The organism is Achromobacter sp. 77, assembly GCF_020541125.1.
In the GTDB taxonomy this organism is placed as follows: Bacteria; Pseudomonadota; Gammaproteobacteria; order Burkholderiales; family Burkholderiaceae_B; genus Achromobacter; species Achromobacter mucicolens.
In genome coordinates, this window is the sequence record NZ_CP059848.1 from 5,628,632 (window position 1) to 5,644,315 (window position 15,684).

Genomic DNA, 15,684 nt, shown 5'->3' on the forward strand with positions numbered 1-15,684 from the left:
CCTTGCTTGAAGAATGCGCCCGCGGCGCGCGCGGGCGGGTAGTGCGCGTTAAACCTTGGAAGGCGATCAATTCGCCTCGATCCCGGCTTCCTTGACGATGCCGGACCAGCGCGTCATCTCCGCGGCCACCATCGCATCGGTCTTGTCCGGCGACGTGATCAGGGGTTCGAAGCCCTCTTTCTGCATGCGCTGCGTCAGCGCGGCCGATTTCAGCGCCTGGCCAAGCTTGGCGTTCAGCGTGTCGATGACCGGCTGCGGCGTCCCGGCCGGCGCGCTGATGACGAACCAGGTGTTGAATTCGTAGCCGGGCAGGCCGGACTCGGCGATGGTCGGCACGTCGGGCAGCAGCGGCGAACGCGCCGTGCCCGTCACCCCGAGCGCGCGCAGCTTCTTGCCATCGACCTGCGGCTTGGCCGCGGACAGCACCGGAAAGCTCATCTGCACCTGTCCGCTGATCGTGTCCAGCATGGCCGGACCGCCGCCCTTGTATGGCACGTGCATGATCTGCGTCTTGGAAACGGACTTGAACAACTCGGCCGCCATGTGGAACGTGCTGCCGGTGCCGGCCGAACCAAAGCTCAGGTCGTTGGCGGGACGGGCGCGCACATAGGCCAGCAGTTCGCTCACCGACTGCACGGGCAACGCGTTGGTGACCGTCAGCACATGCTGCGACGTGCCCACCGTGCCCACGGACCGCAAGTCCTTCGCGGTATCGAACGGCATGGTCTTGAAGAGCGCCGGATTGATGGCCAGCGACATGGTGTTGATGCCCAGCGTGTAGCCGTTGGGCTCGGCGCGCGCCACGGCCGTCATGCCGATGTTGCCGGACGCGCCGGCGCGGTTCTCAACGATCACGCTCTGCCCCAGTTCCTTGGCCCACGCGTCGGAGATCAGGCGGGCCGCGATGTCCACGCTGCCGCCCGGCGCGAACGGCACGATCAGCGTCACCGCACGCTCGGGAAAGGCGTTGCTGGCGGCGGCGGAATGGGCCCAACAGGATGCGGCAAGGGCGGCGCACAATGCGCCGGCCAATCTGGCTGTCTTCATTTTTCGGGTCTCCTCGGTTGGCCGCGTGGGTGCGGCTCTGTATCGGTGAACCCAGTGTATAGACCCAGTCGGTTCTTATAATTCGGAGAAAAAATAAAGCTTTGTTAAATCGGATTTATAAATAGCCATGGATGCGCTCTCTGATCTCGCCTTTTTCTCGCTCGTGGTCAAGCACGGCAACCTGTCCGCCACCGCCCGCGAACTGGGACTGACCCCGCCCGCGGTCAGCACGCGCCTGGCCAAGCTGGAGCAGCGCCTGGGGGTGCGCCTTTTGAACCGCACCACCCGCCGGGTCAGCGTGACGCAGGAAGGCGAGCTGTATCTTGCCGAGGGATCCCGCATCCTGGCCGACCTGCAGGCGCTGGAGCGATCGGTGTCCAGCGCGCGCGCCCAGCCCCAGGGGCTGCTGCGGCTGAACGCCACGTTCGGCTTCGGACGGGCCCACATCGTGCCGGCCGTCTCGGACTTTTGCCGGCAGTACCCCGAAGTGGAAGTGCAGATGCGGCTGACCGACAGGCCGCTGAACCTGATCGAGGAAGGCTTTGACGTGGCGGTGCGGTTCGGCGACCTGCCCGATGCGCGGCTGACGGCACGCCGGATCGCGTCCAACCGGCGCCTGCTGTGCGCATCGCCCCGCTACCTGGAGACGCATGGCGAGCCGCGCACGCCCGGCGACCTGCAGCGCCACCGCTGCATCGTCGTGCGCGAGAACGACGTGGCCTACGGCACCTGGCGGCTGGAATCGGGCGCCCGCGCGGAAACCGTGAAGGTGCGCGGGCCGGTCAGCTCGAACGACGGCCAGAGCGCATTGGAATGGGCGCTGGACGGCCACGGCATCGTCATGCGCTCCGAATGGGAAACGGCGGCACACCTGCGCGAAGGCCGGCTGCGCGAGGTCCTGACGGACTGGCACACCCCGCCCGCCGACATCCACGCCCTCTATCCGGAACGGCTGAACCTGCCGGCCAAGACGCTGGCCTTCGTCGACTTCCTGTCGCGGCGCTTTGCGCGCCGCGTGCGCGCGCCGGGCTCGGACGCCGCGGTGTGGTGAGCGCTCAGATCTCGTCGATGGGCGTGCGGGCGGCAGCGCCCGCGGGCGCGCTGTCCGCGTCGATGGCGTAGCGGTCGCGCGTGCGCACATAGAAGCTGGCGCCAAACCGCCCCACCGGAAAGTAGTCCTGCAGCCGCACGCGCCACGTTTCCGTGTCGATCAGCCCGTCACGCGCATGCAGCCAGCGGACCTGGCCGATGAAGATCTGGCGGCTGGCTGTCTCCAGGGTTTCAAAGAGCGTGCACTCGAACGCAACGGGGGCCTGCACGATGCGCGGCGGCGCCACGCGGTGGCTGGGCGCGGCGTCCAGGCCCGCATGCGCCAGTTCGCTGACATCGGACGGCAGGCGGTCGCCGCAGCGGTGCATCTTTTCCGCCATGGCCTCGTCGGTCAGGTGGACCACGAATTCCTTGTCCCGCGCGATGTTGACCGCCGTGTCCTTCAGGCCGCCGTCTTCCAGGCGGTTGATGCTGACCATCACGATGGGCGGGTCCTCGCCCAGCATGTTGAACATGCTGAACGGCGCGGCGTTGACCACGCCTGTCTCGGACAGCGTGGTGATCAGCGCGATCGGCCGGGGCACGATCAGGCTGGCCATCAGCTTGTAGCGCTGGTACTCGGTGATAGCGTCGAAGTCGATTTCCATATCAGGCCAGTCCCAGCATCTGGGCAAGGGTTTGCGCGGGCTGCGGGCGCTCCAGGCTGATGCGCCGCTCCAGGTCCGCAAGGTGGTTGTCGTTGATCCGCACGGCTTCAGCCACGTCGCCGCGCTCCAGCATGTCCACGATCAGCACGTGTTCACCGTGTTCGCAGGCGGCATTGCCCGGCGGCTCGTACAGCGCCACGATGAGCGAACAGCGCGACACCAGCTCGGCCAGGTAGCCGTGCAGGATGGTGTTGCCGGACAGTTCGCCCAGGCGGACGTGAAAGGCGCTGGCCTGCCGCGCCCAGGCCGGTTGCCCGGCGCGATGCAGCAGCGCGTGCTCGTCGCGCAGCTGCCGGCGCAGCGAGGCGTAGTCGGCGCGCGTGGCGCGGGCCGCGGCCAGCGGCAGCAGCGCGGCTTCCAGCGCGCGGCGCGCCTGGAAGATCTGGCGGGTGTCTTCAGGCGTGGGTTCGGCCACCACCGCGCCGCGGTTGTGATGCAGGTCCACCACATGCTCGTGCGCCAGCCGCTGCAACGCCTTGCGGGCCACCGACCGCGACACGCCGAACAGTTCGCAGATCGCGGCTTCGGGCAGCTTGGTGCCGGGCGTGAGCCGCTGGCTCATCACGCTTTCGTAGACCGCTTCGCAGATGCGGCGCTCCATGTCGGCGTCGGGCAGGACGTCATCGTCCGCGGCGGGCTTGGCGGACTTGGACCGCGCGGTGGCGGGACTGCGGGGTTTGGCGGCGCTTTTGGTGGACATGCGGGACTCGGGTCAACAAGGGAAACACATCAAGGTGGCGGGACAGCGCCTAGTCGATCACGCCCGGCGGCAGGCTGTCCACGTGCCGGCAGATCTCGCCCGGCGTGGTGAACCAGATCTCGCCCCGGTCGCGGGCGGCGGCCAGCGGCGCCAGCGCGCGCCGCAGGTGACGCAGCCGGTACGGCTGGCCGACGATGTACGGATGCAGCGCGATCCCCATGACCAGCGGCTGGCGGACCGCCTGCGCGCGCATTTCCTCGAACTGGTCAAGGATCATATCGGCAAAATCGCGCGCGTCCATCTTGCGGCCCATGATCATCGGAATGTCGTTGAGCTCCTGCGGATACGGAATCGCCCACAGGTCGCCCGCGCGGGTGCGCATGCGCATCGGCTGGTCGTCATGGCACCAGTTCAGCGTGTACCGGTAGCCCGCCTCGGCCAGCAGGTCGGGCGTCGCGTGGCTCTCGGAGATCCAGGGCGACAGCCAGCCAGCCGGCTCGCTGCCCGCATGCCGCAGGATGCGGTCGCGGCAATGCGCAAGCAGCGCGCGCTCCTCGGATTCGGGCAGCCCGCCCTGCCGGTGCGCGTTGCTGTACCCGTGGCCGATCAGCTCGTCGCCGCGCGCAAGAAAGGCATCCACCAGTTCCGGGCAGTGCTCGTACAGCGCGGTATTGATCAGCACGCCGGCCGGCAGGCGCAGTTCGTCGAACAGTTCCAGACAGCGCCAGGCCCCCACGCGGTTGCCGTATTCGCGCCAGGCGTAGTTCAGGACGTCCGGATGCGGAGACGGCGGGCCCAGCTCGGCGCCCAGCCCCTCTCCGAAGGCGAAGTGCTCGATGTTGAACCCCAGGTACACAGCCAGGCGCGCGCCGTTGGGCCACGAATAATCGGCGCGGCCGGCGATGCCGCGATACGGAAAGCGGCCGTGGCAGGCCAGGGGTTGCGGCGTCCACGGGGACTGATCGTCGCGCCCCGGTTTAGTGCTTTGAAGCGAGGATGGATTCATTTTGGTGCAAATCCTGAAGCATGATTGTGAACAAAATCGCTGCGGTTTTGGCGACAAAATCCTGGCATCGGTGTGCACAAACCCCGTCTGCGCCGCCCGCGCCCTGCGGCGGCGGGGCGAAGTCGGCATACGGCAGGCGGCGCGGAACAGGTGGCATGGATCTTGCATGAGGGAACGAAGCAGCACTTAACCCCATGCAAGATTCATTCCACTTTTTCAGGAGTGTCCCGATGACCCCGACCCGTCGTTCCTTCATGCGTCGCGCGACCGCCGCCGCCCTTTTCGCCGCGGGCCTGGCCACGCAGCCGGCGCTGGCCGCGGACCCGATCAAGATCGGCCTGATCACCGCGCTGTCCGGGGAGTCGGCGCGCGCGGGCGAAGCGCTCACGCGCGGCATGACGGTCGCCATCGACGAGATCAACGCGCGCGGCGGCCTTCTGGGCGGCCGCCAGGTCGTGCTGGTACGCCGCGACGACGAAGGCAATCCCGCCAAGGGCATGGCCGCCGCGCGCGAGCTGATCTACAAGGAAAAGGTTGCCGTGCTGTTTGGCGGCCTGGACACGCCGGTCTCCATGGCCATTGTGCCCATCGTGAACCAGGAAAAGGTGCCGTTCATGGGCCCGTGGGCCGCCGGCACCGCCATCACGCAGAACAAGGGCAACCCCAACTTCGTGTTCCGCGTGTCCGCGATGGACGAGATCGTCGACAGCGCGATGGTGCAGTACGCGCAAAAGACGTTCCAGAGCGCCAAGCCCGGCATGATCCTGGTGAACAACCCGTGGGGCGAGTCCAACGAAAAAGGCCTGAACGCCGCGCTGGCCGCGGCCAAGGTCACGCCCGCCGGCGTCGAGAAATTCCAGCCCAATGACCTGGACATCGTGCCGCAACTGAGCCGCTTGAAGGCCGCGGGCGCCGACACCCTGTTCCTCGTGGGCAACGTGGGCCCGTCGGCGCAGGTGGTGAAGTCGCTGGACCGCATGGGCTGGAAGGTGCCGGTCGTCTCGCACTGGGGCCCTGCCGGCGGCCGCTTCACGGAACTGGCCGGTCCCAATGCCAAGGACGTGCACTTCGTGCAGACCTACAGCTTCTTCGGCAAGCAGGGACCGGTGGGCGAGAAGGTGATGCAGGCGCTCAAGGCCAAGTATTCCGACATCAAGGGACCGCAGGACATCACGCCCGCCGTGGGCGTGGCCAACGCCTACGACGGCATGCAGCTAGCCGCGCTGGCCATCGCGCAGGCCGGTTCCACCGACGGCGACGCGGTGCGCCAGGGCTTCTACAAGATCGGCAAGTACGAAGGCCTGATCAAGACGTACGAGCAGCCCTTCACGCCGGCCACGCACGACGCGCTGCGCCAGGACGACTACGTCTGGACGCACTTCATCGACAACCGCATCCTGCCCGTCAAGGGCGCGCAGTAACGCGGCCGGACCACGCGGGAGACGCGCATGTTGTTGATGTCCGCCATCGTCAGCGGCCTGGGCCTGGGAAGCATGTACGGCCTGATGGCCCTGGGCTTTTACCTGACCTACGCCGTGTCCGGGACGGTGAATTTCGCCCAGGGCAGCTCCATGATGCTGGGCGCCGTGCTGACCTACACGTTCGCTCAGACGCTGGGCTGGCCGCTGGCCATCGCGCTGGTGTTCGCCCTGGCGCTGTGCGCGCTCTACGGCTTGGTCGTGGAACGGCTGGCGGTCAGGCCGTTTGCCAGCCGCGGCTCGAACGCGTGGCTTATGTCCACCGTGGCGCTGGGCATTGTGCTGGACAACGTGGTCATGTTCACGTTCGGCAAGGAGCCGCGCAGCCTGCCGTCGCCGCTGGCGCAAGCGCCGCTTGAAATCGGCGGGCTGGGGCTGGGCATCTACCCGCTGCAACTGCTGATTCCGGTGGTCGGACTGGCGTTGGCGGCGGCGCTGCACACCTTGTCGCGCCGTACCCGCTGGGGCGTGGCGCTGCTTGCCGTGGTGCAGAATCCGAACGCCGCGCGGCTCATGGGCATCCCCGTGCGCCACGCCATCATGGCCGCCTTCGCGGTATCCACGCTGTTCGCGGGCGTGGCCGGCGCGCTGGTCGCGCCGCTCTTTAACGTGACGGCGGACATGGGCACGCTGTTCGGGCTGAAGGCCTACGTGGTCGCCATCCTGGGCGGCATCACCAGCGCGTGGGGCGTGATGATCGCGGGCCTCCTGTTCGGCGTGGTCAAAGCGCTGATCACCGTGGCGCTGGGGTCGGGGTACACGCAGATCATCAGCTTCACGCTGGTGATCGTCATGTTGGCCGTGCTGCCCAATGGCCTGTTCGGGCGCGCCGATGTGAGGAAGGTCTGATGAACACGCAATCCGCAATGCGCTGGCTGCCGCCGGCGCTGTACGCCCTGCTGGCCGCGGTGGCCCTGATGCTGGCGGCCACCGTCAACGGCTACTACGTCTTCGTGCTGGGCAACGTGGCGCTGCTGGCGCTGGCCGGCATCGGCCTGAACGTGCTGTTGGGCCTGACCGGCCAGATGTCGTTCGGCCACGCGGGCTTTTACGCCATCGGCGCCTACACGGTCGCCATCCTGACCGGCCAGGCCGGGTGGAGCTTCTGGCTGGCGTGGCCGGCCGCCGCGCTGGTGTGCGCCGCGTTCGGCCTGCTGCTCGCGGTGCCGGCGCTGCGCGTGAAAGGCCCCTACCTGGCGATGATCACGATTGCCTTCGGCTTCATCGTGGAGCACGCGCTGATCGAGGGCGGCGCCCTCACCGGCGGCCAGAACGGCCTGATGGGCATCGTGCAGCCCGCCATCGGCAGCCTGGGCGGCGACCGCGGCGTGGCCATGCTGGCCATCGTGGCGGTGTTTGCCGCGCTGATCGGCTACGCGCTGCTGTCGCGCGGCACATGGGGCGCGGCCATGCGCGCGGTCAAGGACAGCGAGACGGCCAGCGAATCGATCGGCATCAATCCGCTGGCGGTCAAGGCGGTGGCCTTCATGGTGTCGGCCGCCGTGGTCGGGCTGGCCGGCGGCCTGTATGCGCCGCTGACCGGCATGATCACGCCGCACAACTTCAACTTCATGCAGTCCATCCTGTTCGTGCTGGCGGTGACGATCGGCGGCGCGGGCTCGCTGGCCGGACCGCTGCTCGGCGCGGTGGTGGTGGGCCTGCTGCCGGAAATGCTGTCCAGCCTGGAGGAATACCGCCTGCTATTCTTCGGCGCCTTCCTGCTGGTGGTGCTGTGGGCCGCGCCGGAAGGCGCCGCCGGACTGCTGGCGCGCTGGCGCCGGCGCGCGCAGACGCAGGGTCTGGCGCCCCGCCACGGCGCCATGCCCACGTCCGCGCGGTCGCGCCGCACGCTGCATGCCGACGCGCTCACCATGACCTTCGGCGGCGTGCGCGCGGTGCAGGCGGTGTCGTTCACCGTGCCGCCCGGCGCCGTGACCGCGCTGATCGGCCCCAACGGCGCGGGCAAGTCCACCGTCATCAACATGCTGAGCGGCTACTACCAGCCGACCAGCGGCAACGTGAAGCTGGGCGATGCGCCGCTGGCCGCGCTGGCGGCCCACCGCGTGGCGCGCAGCGGCATCGCCCGCACCTACCAGACCTCGCAGCTCTTTGACACGTTGAGCGTCGAGGACAACGTCGCGCTGGGCATGTTGCGCGGCCGCCTGGGCGGGCTGCTGGCCTCGCACCGATACCTGGCGGCCGACGTGCGCGAACGTGCGCGCGCCCTGCTCGCGTTCTGCGGCTACGAAGGCGCGCTGGACATTGCCGCGGCCGACCTGCCCCACGTGGACCGGCGGCTGGTGGAAATTGCGCGGGCACTGGCCACCGACGCTGACGTGCTGCTGATGGACGAGCCCGCGGCGGGCCTCTCGCGCGAGGACAAGACGCGGCTGGCCGGACTGCTGCGGCGCATCGCCGACGCGGGCGCGGGCGTGCTGCTGGTCGAGCACGACATGACGCTGGTGATGGGCGTGTCCGATCACATCGTGGCGATCGACGCCGGACGCGAACTGGCGCAGGGCAGCGTCGCCGAGATCCAGCAATCCCCCGAGGTGCGGCAAGCCTACCTGGGCGACGAGGCCGCGCGCCGTGCGCCGGCCGCTCGGCACAGGCCGGCGGGCGAGGCGCTGCCGCCCGAGGTGCTGGGCGTGGGCAACCTGACAACCGGCTACGGCGCCAACCCCGTGCTGCACGGGATCGATCTGCAGGTCAGGCAGGGCGAGATGGTGGCGCTGTTGGGCGCGAACGGCGCGGGCAAATCCACGCTGATGCGCACGCTGGCAGGGCTGCACCGGCCGGCGCAGGGCGGCATGCACCTGCAGGGCCAGGAACTGCACGGCCTGGCCGCGGACCGCATCGTCGCGCGCGGCCTGGTGCTGGTGCCCGAAGGCCGCCAGGTGTTTCCGGGGCTGAGCGTGCTGGACAACATCCGGCTGGGCGCCTTCCTGCATCCGGAGGACCGCGAGGCGCGCGTCGAGGAAATGCTGACGCGCTTTCCGCGCCTGCGCGAACGGCTGCACCAGCGCGCGGGACTGCTTTCCGGTGGCGAGCAGCAGATGCTGGCGATTGCGCGCGGCCTGATGGCCAAGCCCGTGATCCTGCTGCTGGACGAGCCGTCGCTGGGCTTGGCGCCCAAGATCATCGACGAGCTGTTCGAGGCGCTGGACCGGCTGCGCAAGGAATCGATGACGATCCTGCTGGTGGATCAGATGGCCGCGCTGGCGCTGTCGCTGGCCGACCGCGCGTACGTGCTGGAATCCGGCCGGGTTGCGGCGCACGGCGCTGCGGCCGACATCGCGCAGGACGGCGCGCTGGCCCGCGCGTACCTGGGCGCCTGACCGGCGGGGCGGCGGCAAGGCGGCTGCCCCGCCGGCCGCCGTCTCCCCGTCACGCCGCGTCCGGATCCAGCCGCGCCCCCGCGCGCACAATGCCGCAACGCTTGTGCGCGCGCATCACCACGCCCACATCGCTGTTCAGCACACCGTCCAGCTCGCCCAGCCGGCGCGTCACCACGTCCCACAGATGCAGGCTGTCGCGGCACAGCACATGCCAGAAGAGCTGCGAGGCGCCACTGGTGCCGAACAGGCAGCGCGTGTTGGGGTCCAGCGCCAGATGCGCGGCCAGCGCGTCGACCGCCTGCGGCCGCACCTGCACGGAAATCACCGCCTCTACCGGAAAGCCCACCAACGCCGGCTCGACTTCGACGCGAAAGCTCAGCGCGCGGCGCTCCACCAGGTTCTGCAGCAGGCGATGCGCGGTCGGTTCGCTGACGCCGGAACGCTCGGCCAATTCAGCCAGGCTGGCGCGCCCGTCGCGCATCAGGTGCGTCACCATGCGCTGTTCGGGATCCGTCAACGCCGCGGGCGGCGACAGCCGCGGCGCGTCCGCATCGCCGCAGGCCTGCGGCTGGATGCGCCACTGGCCCGCGCGCCGGAATGGCCGCAGCACCAGCCGCGCCTCCACGTGTTCGACCCCATCGATGGACGGCAGCACGCGGGTCACCACATCCGGCATGTCAGCCGCGTCGGCAAGCGTCAGCTCGGCCATCAGGTCGGCCGATCCGGCCAACGTCACGACGAGCTGGCTGATGTCCAGCCGCGCCAGACGCTCGGCCACGTCCGGCACGCGGCCCGAGCGGCAGCGCACCCACGCGTGCAGCACCACGCCGCGCCCGGTGGCCAGCGGATCCGGCTCCGCGATGACGCGCAGCGCGTCCGCGTCCATCAGGCGCTTGATGCGCCGCGCCACGGTTCGCTCTGCGATGCCGGTCGCCGCGCCCAGCTCCCGCCAGGAAGCGCGGGGCTGCGCCTGCAGCGCGACGAGACACGCGAGATCCGTCTCGTCCAACGCGCCGATTAGGGAATTACCCTTACTTGACGTGACCATATTCATTAATCTAACGTTCGCGCATTGATAAAAACACAAATTTTATTGGTCTATTTGACCAAAAAACAAAACCCACTTTGAGGACGTCATGAGCAGCACATCCGCAACCTTGCGTCAGGCGCAAGGGGCAAGCGCCCCGCCCGTTTCGCGCGGCCGCACGATTCTGGCCGGTAGTGTAGGCAATGCGGTGGAATGGTTCGATTGGACCATCTACGCGTCGTTCGCCATCTTCTTTTCCAGCCAGTTCTTTCCGCCGGGCAACGAAACCACCGCCCTGCTCGCGACGTTCGGCATCTTTGCGGTGGGCTTTTTCATGCGTCCCGTCGGCGGCTGGGTGCTGGGCATCTTCTCGGACCGCTATGGCCGCAAGGCCGCGCTGGGCCTGACGATCCTCATGATGGCGGGCGGCTCGCTCATCATCGCCATCACGCCCACCTACGCCACCATCGGCATCGCTGCTCCCCTGCTGCTGACCGCCGCGCGCCTGCTGCAAGGCCTGTCGCTGGGCGGAGAGTATGCCTCGGCCACGACCTTTCTGGCGGAAATGGCGCCGCCCAACAAGCGCGGCTTCTACTCCAGCTTCGTGTTCTTCAGCGCCGCGGTCGGCATCCTGGCCGCCTCGGCCGTGGGCTGGATCCTCACCACCGTTCTCACCAAGGCCGACATGGCCGAGTGGGGCTGGCGCATCCCGTTCATGCTGGGCGCGCTGGGCGGCCTGGCCGGCATGTGGATCCGCCGCGCCATCCCGGAAACCGAAGCGTTCTCGCACGCCAAGAAGGCCGGCGTTGAAAAGCAGCCGCTGCGCACGCTGCTGCGCGACCACCCGCACGAAGTGCTGCGCATCGTCGGCTTCTCGGTCCTGACCACGTTTGCGTTCTACATCTTCGTGGCCTACGTGCCCACCTATGCCATCCGGCAGGTTGGCGCCGATCCCAAGACCGCGTTTGCGGCCAACACCGTCGCGCTGATCGTGTTCATGCTGGTGCAGCCGCTGTTCGGCATGCTGTCCGACCGCATCGGCCGCAAGCCGCAGCTCATCTTCTTTGCCGCAGGCTACCTGATCTTCTTCTACCCGGTCATGACCACGCTCGGGCCGTCGTTCGGTTCGATCCTGGCGGTCGAGCTGTTCGGGCTGGTGCTGTACGCGATGTACACCGCGATTGCGCCCGCCATCATGTCCGAACAGTTTCCCACCAGCGTGCGCGCCGTCGGCATTGGCACGCCGTACAACCTGGTCGTCGCGCTGCTGGGCGGCACCACGCCCTACCTGCTGACCTGGCTGCAAAGCAAGGGCATGGAGCGCTGGTTCTTCTATTACGTGCTGGCTGGCGCCGTGATCACGCTGATCACCTTCATCCGCATGCCCGAGACGAAGGGCCAGGTCCTGAAATAGGCCGTCCTCTTCTCGCGCCCTTCCCACACATCGCTTTCCGGTCCCGCCGCGGACCGGAAGGCTTTTTCCTTTTCGATGAGACTTATGCCCGCCCAAGACATCGACCTGCATTTCCAGGATGCGCGCCAGCTTGCCCGCGCCATCCGCGAGCGCAAGCTGCGCTCGCGCGATCTCACCCTGCATTTCCTTGACCGGATCGAACGCGGCGCGGCGCTGGCGGCCTACAGCGTGGTCACGGCCGAGCGCGCGCTGGCGCAGGCCGACGCGGCGGACCGGCTGCTGGACGCCGGCATTTGCGCTGGGCCCCTGCATGGCGTGCCCGTCGCGCTCAAGGACAGCGTGCAGTGGGAAGGCACCGTCGTCAGCGGCGGCTCTCAGGCGCGCGCAGGCGTCGTCAGCACCGAGACCGCCGCCGCGGCACGCGGACTGGCGGCAGCGGGCATGGTGATTCTGGGCAAGACGCGCATGACGGAATTCGCGTTCGGGCTGTCGGGACAGAATCCGACGCAGGGCACCGCCCGCAATCCATGGGACGCCACCGTGGCGCGCGCGCCGGGCGGTTCGTCCAGCGGCGCGGGCGTGGCCGTGGCCGCGGGGCTGGCCCCCATCGCGCTGGGCGGCGACACGGGCGGCTCCGTGCGCGCGCCGGCGGCGCTGAACGGCGTGGTCGGCTACAAGCCGTCCTCCGGTCTCATCAGCCGGGCCGGCTGCCTGCCACTGTCGGAAACGCTGGACGTGCTGGGCCCGATTGCGCGCACCGTCGCCGACGCGCGTCTGCTTACGCAACTGCTGGCCGCGCCGGACGTCGATGACGCCGCCACGCTTGCGCTGCCCGCCACCTGCTTCACCAGCCTGCGGCACAGCGCCCCCCGCAAGCCGGGCGCCGTCGCCGTGCTGGCGCCGCAGTCCTGGCCCGCCCCGCTTACCGACGAGGCGCTGCAAGCGTGGCACGCGGCGCAGCATCGCCTGGCGCAGGCCGGCTATATGCCCACCGCCTGGCACCCGCCCGCGTCGCTGTCCTTTGCCCGCATGGCCGACGACAACTCGCTGGTGCTGGCCTACGAGGCCTATCGGCATTTCGGCGCGCTGGCCGAAGACCTGTCGCAACCGTTGTGGGACGTGGTGCGCGCGCGCATCGCCGCTGGCGGCCGGATCACGCAGGCCAGTTACGAGGCCGCGCTGTCGCGCCGCCAGGCCGACATGGCGGTCTTCGGGCAGGCCATGCAGGGCATCGACGCCCTGCTCATGCCCGCGATCGATCAGGCCGCGCAGGCGCTGGACGCGCAGGACACGCGCCACGCCGGCCTGGGCAAGCTGCTGCGCCCGGCCAACTTCCTGGGCGCGGCGGCGATAGCGCTGCCGTCAGGCCTGGACGCGCAGGGCTTGCCGAGCGCCGTGCAATTGCTGGCGCCCGCGGGCGCCGATGCCGCGCTGCTCGATTGCGCGGCGGCGCTTGAAGCGGTGCTGTCGCCCGTGCCGCGGCATCCGGACCTGTCGGCCTGGGGACTCTGAAAAAGAAAAAGCGCCCGATCGGATCGGGCGCTTTTTTTAACCGGGGTCGCGGTTCGCGTCAGGCGGACTTCTTCAGTTCCTGGACCTTGTCCGTGGCTTCCCACGAGAACTCGGGCTCGGCGCGGCCGAAGTGGCCGTAGGCGGCGGTCTTGGTGTAGATCGGGCGCAGCAGGTCCAGCATGTTCACGATGCCCTTCGGACGCAGGTCGAAGTGCTCGCGCACCAGCTTGGCGATCTGGTCGTCGGGAATGACGCCCGTGCCTTCCGTGTAGACGGTGATGTTGATGGGTTCGGCCACGCCGATGGCGTAGCTGACCTGCACCTGGCACTGGCGCGCCAGACCGGCGGCCACGATGTTCTTGGCCACGTAGCGGGCGGCGTAGGCGGCCGAACGGTCGACCTTGGACGGATCCTTGCCCGAGAACGCGCCGCCGCCGTGCGGGCAAGCGCCGCCATACGTGTCGACGATGATCTTGCGGCCGGTCAGGCCGCAATCGCCTTGCGGACCGCCAATGACGAAGCGGCCGGTCGGGTTGACCAGGAACTTGGTCTTGGGCGTGATCAGGCCTTCGGGGAAGCTGGGCTTGATGATGTCTTCGATGACCGCTTCGCGGATGGTCTCTTGCGAGACTTCCGGCGCATGCTGGGTCGACAGCACGACGGTGTCGACTTCGGCGGGACGGCCGTCGACGTAGCGGAACGTGACCTGCGACTTGGCGTCCGGGCGCAGCCAGCCAAGGCGGCCGTCCTTGCGCAGTTCGCTTTGGCGCTGCACCAGGCGGTGCGCGTACCAGATCGGGGCGGGCATCAGGTCGGGGGTTTCGTCGCAGGCGTAGCCGAACATCAGGCCTTGGTCGCCCGCGCCCTGGTTCAGGTAGTCTTCCGAGCTGCGGTCCACGCCCTGCGCGATGTCGGGCGACTGCTTGTCGTAGGCGACCAGCACCGCGCAACCCTTGTAGTCGATGCCGTACTCGGTGTTGTCATAGCCGATGCGGCGGATCGTGTCGCGCGCGACCTGGATATAGTCGACGTTGGCGGTGGTGGTGATTTCGCCAGCCAGCACGACCAAGCCGGTGTTGCACAGCGTTTCGGCTGCGACACGCGCGTTCGGATCTTGCGTGAAGATGGCGTCGAGGATCGAATCGGAGATCTGATCGGCAACCTTGTCGGGGTGCCCTTCGGAGACGGATTCGGAAGTAAAGAGAAAATCGTTGTTGGCCACAGATGCGTCCTTAGTGTCCGGTCTTGCCGGCGCATAGGTTCTCGAGGCGCGTTGCACCCCGGTCTGCATGACAATGCCAACTGGGCGCGACGCTTTAGCGGATTTGGCGTGGGCCGCGCTAAGCGCTTTGCCCTTGCCGTCGCCCCGCAAGTTGTCGGTTAACTCGGCGACTGGGCGCATTTTAAGCGAAAATGCCGTTCTTATGCTTGCAGCCGGGGTGTATCCATATGCCTCGATCAGCGGTATTACCCTGCCCGATTTCAACCTTTTGAAGCATGTTGCTGCCCCTGTTCCGACTTTTTGCCGCCCTGCCGCTCCCCGTCGCGCATGCGATCGGGCGGTTCGCGGGACGCGCCATCTACGCCTTGCCGGGCAAGTACCGGCGGCGCCTGCAGGCCAACGCGGCGCAGGCCGGCTACCCCGGCGCGGCATTCGCCCGGCGCGCAGCGGCCGAAGCCGGCGCGATGATCCTCGAAAATCCCCGCGTCTGGTTCCGCAACCAGGAAAGCCTGGCGCAGGTGGTCTCGGACGATGACGACGTCGTCGCCGCCGCCCGCGCCGAAAACCGGGGCATTCTCTTTCTGACCCCCCACCTGGGCTGCTTCGAGATCACCGCCCGCTATCTGGCCCGCCAGATGCCCATGACGGTGATGTTCCGCCCCCCGCGCAAGCAAGCGCTGGCGCCGCTGCTGGAAACGGCGCGCAACAGCTCGGCCGTCAATGCGGTGCCCGCCACCATGCAGGGCGTGCGCGAATTCGTGCGCGCGTTGCGCCGCGGCGAATCCGTCGGCATGCTGCCCGATCAGGCCCCCAGCGTGGGCGACGGCGTGTGGGTGCCCTTCTTCGGACGCCTGGCCTACACCATGACACTGCCCGGCAAGCTCGCGTCGCAGACCAATGTCCCCATCATCCTCACCGCCGGCGAACGCCTGCCCAAGGGCCGCGGCTGGCGCATCCACTACGTCAGGGTGCCCGAGCCGCTGCCGGCCGAGCCCGAGGCCCAGGCCGCGCTCATCAACGCCGCAATGGAAACGCTGATCCGCCGCTGCCCCGACCAGTACCTCTGGAGCTACAACCGCTACAAGACCCCGCGCGGCGCCAGCCCGGCGCCCGGCGCCGAACCGCCGCCCCCGGCCGCCTGAGCCTTTCCGCCGATCCCGCCGCCCGGTCTCATTCCGCATCC

Annotated in this window: 13 protein-coding genes; 7 read left to right on the forward strand and 6 right to left on the reverse strand. The window is 68.6% G+C overall.

The genetic code is table 11. The features are described 5' to 3' along the window. Positions 1 to 66 precede the first annotated feature (66 nt). Positions 67 to 1,047 (reverse strand): tripartite tricarboxylate transporter substrate binding protein, encoded by a 981-nt coding sequence (locus H4P35_RS25975; protein ID WP_056327290.1) that lies wholly within the window; start codon positions 1,045 to 1,047, stop codon positions 67 to 69. 127 nt (positions 1,048 to 1,174) lie between these two features. Here H4P35_RS25975 and H4P35_RS25980 point away from each other — a divergent pair, with 127 nt between their 5' ends. Beyond that, positions 1,175 to 2,098 carry a LysR family transcriptional regulator gene (locus tag H4P35_RS25980; RefSeq protein WP_226847538.1) on the forward strand — a complete coding sequence of 308 codons (924 nt, stop codon included), beginning with the start codon at positions 1,175 to 1,177 and terminating at the stop codon, positions 2,096 to 2,098. Between the two features lie 4 nt (positions 2,099 to 2,102). On the opposite strand, the gene H4P35_RS25985 is transcribed toward H4P35_RS25980, so the two are convergent. From H4P35_RS25985 to H4P35_RS25995, 3 genes are read right to left on the reverse strand one after another with little or no spacing between them, the layout of a single operon-like run. Next, positions 2,103 to 2,744, reverse strand: a complete 642-nt coding sequence (locus H4P35_RS25985) for a flavin reductase family protein (protein WP_063953734.1) — start codon at positions 2,742 to 2,744, stop codon at positions 2,103 to 2,105. Between the two features lies 1 nt (position 2,745). Beyond that, positions 2,746 to 3,504 carry a GntR family transcriptional regulator gene (locus H4P35_RS25990; protein ID WP_063953733.1) on the reverse strand — a complete coding sequence of 253 codons (759 nt, stop codon included), beginning with the start codon at positions 3,502 to 3,504 and terminating at the stop codon, positions 2,746 to 2,748. Positions 3,505 to 3,553: 49 nt separating this feature from the next. Next, positions 3,554 to 4,510 carry a polysaccharide deacetylase family protein gene (locus tag H4P35_RS25995; RefSeq protein WP_226847539.1) on the reverse strand — a complete coding sequence of 319 codons (957 nt, stop codon included), beginning with the start codon at positions 4,508 to 4,510 and terminating at the stop codon, positions 3,554 to 3,556. A 230-nt stretch (positions 4,511 to 4,740) separates the two neighbouring features. On the opposite strand from H4P35_RS25995, the gene H4P35_RS26000 reads away from it, so the two are divergent. Genes H4P35_RS26000 through H4P35_RS26010 form a run of 3 tightly spaced genes read left to right on the forward strand, consistent with a single transcriptional unit; the run spans position 4,741 to position 9,326 of the window. After that, entirely contained in the window at positions 4,741 to 5,931 is a 1,191-nt protein-coding gene (locus H4P35_RS26000; protein ID WP_226847540.1) for an ABC transporter substrate-binding protein, read from the forward strand. 27 nt (positions 5,932 to 5,958) lie between these two features. After that, positions 5,959 to 6,837: a branched-chain amino acid ABC transporter permease gene (locus H4P35_RS26005; protein ID WP_226847541.1), complete on the forward strand. Its 879-nt coding sequence runs from the start codon at positions 5,959 to 5,961 to the stop codon at positions 6,835 to 6,837. Beyond that, the gene (locus H4P35_RS26010; protein ID WP_226847542.1) at positions 6,837 to 9,326 is read left to right on the forward strand and encodes a branched-chain amino acid ABC transporter ATP-binding protein/permease; all 2,490 of its coding nucleotides are present in this window, start codon (positions 6,837 to 6,839) and stop codon (positions 9,324 to 9,326) included. The genes H4P35_RS26005 and H4P35_RS26010 overlap by 1 nt, the downstream gene beginning before the upstream one ends. A gap of 49 nt (positions 9,327 to 9,375) precedes the next feature. Here the strand turns inward: H4P35_RS26010 and H4P35_RS26015 are convergent, their stop codons facing one another. Further along, the gene (locus tag H4P35_RS26015; protein ID WP_226847543.1) at positions 9,376 to 10,380 is read right to left on the reverse strand and encodes an Lrp/AsnC family transcriptional regulator; all 1,005 of its coding nucleotides are present in this window, start codon (positions 10,378 to 10,380) and stop codon (positions 9,376 to 9,378) included. An 82-nt stretch (positions 10,381 to 10,462) separates the two neighbouring features. On the opposite strand from H4P35_RS26015, the gene H4P35_RS26020 reads away from it, so the two are divergent. Together H4P35_RS26020 and H4P35_RS26025 are read left to right on the forward strand one after the other, a co-directional pair. Further along, on the forward strand, positions 10,463 to 11,767 hold the full coding sequence (locus H4P35_RS26020; protein WP_226847544.1) for an MFS transporter: 1,305 nt from the start codon (positions 10,463 to 10,465) through the stop codon (positions 11,765 to 11,767). An 84-nt stretch (positions 11,768 to 11,851) separates the two neighbouring features. Next, the gene (locus H4P35_RS26025) at positions 11,852 to 13,279 is read left to right on the forward strand and encodes an amidase (RefSeq protein ID WP_226847545.1); all 1,428 of its coding nucleotides are present in this window, start codon (positions 11,852 to 11,854) and stop codon (positions 13,277 to 13,279) included. A gap of 58 nt (positions 13,280 to 13,337) precedes the next feature. Here the strand turns inward: H4P35_RS26025 and metK are convergent, their stop codons facing one another. Continuing rightward, positions 13,338 to 14,501, reverse strand: a complete 1,164-nt coding sequence (metK, locus tag H4P35_RS26030) for a methionine adenosyltransferase (protein ID WP_142052332.1) — start codon at positions 14,499 to 14,501, stop codon at positions 13,338 to 13,340. A 275-nt stretch (positions 14,502 to 14,776) separates the two neighbouring features. On the opposite strand from metK, the gene H4P35_RS26035 reads away from it, so the two are divergent. Then, positions 14,777 to 15,643 (forward strand): lysophospholipid acyltransferase family protein, encoded by an 867-nt coding sequence (locus tag H4P35_RS26035; RefSeq protein WP_180097145.1) that lies wholly within the window; start codon positions 14,777 to 14,779, stop codon positions 15,641 to 15,643. Positions 15,644 to 15,684: the final 41 nt, after the last annotated feature.

Excerpts from the sequence above, each read along its gene's own strand:
- H4P35_RS26035 (WP_180097145.1), top strand. The coding sequence starts at position 14,777 with ATGTTGCTGCCCCTGTTCCGACTTTTTGCCGCCCTGCCGCTCCCCGTC.
- H4P35_RS26010 (WP_226847542.1), top strand. The coding sequence starts at position 6,837 with ATGAACACGCAATCCGCAATGCGCTGGCTGCCGCCGGCGCTGTACGCC.
- H4P35_RS26015 (WP_226847543.1), bottom strand. The coding sequence starts at position 10,380 with ATGAATATGGTCACGTCAAGTAAGGGTAATTCCCTAATCGGCGCGTTG.
- H4P35_RS26000 (WP_226847540.1), top strand. The coding sequence starts at position 4,741 with ATGACCCCGACCCGTCGTTCCTTCATGCGTCGCGCGACCGCCGCCGCC.
- H4P35_RS26020 (WP_226847544.1), top strand. The coding sequence starts at position 10,463 with ATGAGCAGCACATCCGCAACCTTGCGTCAGGCGCAAGGGGCAAGCGCC.
- H4P35_RS25980 (WP_226847538.1), top strand. The coding sequence starts at position 1,175 with ATGGATGCGCTCTCTGATCTCGCCTTTTTCTCGCTCGTGGTCAAGCAC.
- H4P35_RS26005 (WP_226847541.1), top strand. The coding sequence starts at position 5,959 with ATGTTGTTGATGTCCGCCATCGTCAGCGGCCTGGGCCTGGGAAGCATG.
- H4P35_RS26025 (WP_226847545.1), top strand. The coding sequence starts at position 11,852 with ATGCCCGCCCAAGACATCGACCTGCATTTCCAGGATGCGCGCCAGCTT.
- H4P35_RS25985 (WP_063953734.1), bottom strand. The coding sequence starts at position 2,744 with ATGGAAATCGACTTCGACGCTATCACCGAGTACCAGCGCTACAAGCTG.
- H4P35_RS25975 (WP_056327290.1), bottom strand. The coding sequence starts at position 1,047 with ATGAAGACAGCCAGATTGGCCGGCGCATTGTGCGCCGCCCTTGCCGCA.
- H4P35_RS25995 (WP_226847539.1), bottom strand. The coding sequence starts at position 4,510 with ATGAATCCATCCTCGCTTCAAAGCACTAAACCGGGGCGCGACGATCAG.
- H4P35_RS25990 (WP_063953733.1), bottom strand. The coding sequence starts at position 3,504 with ATGTCCACCAAAAGCGCCGCCAAACCCCGCAGTCCCGCCACCGCGCGG.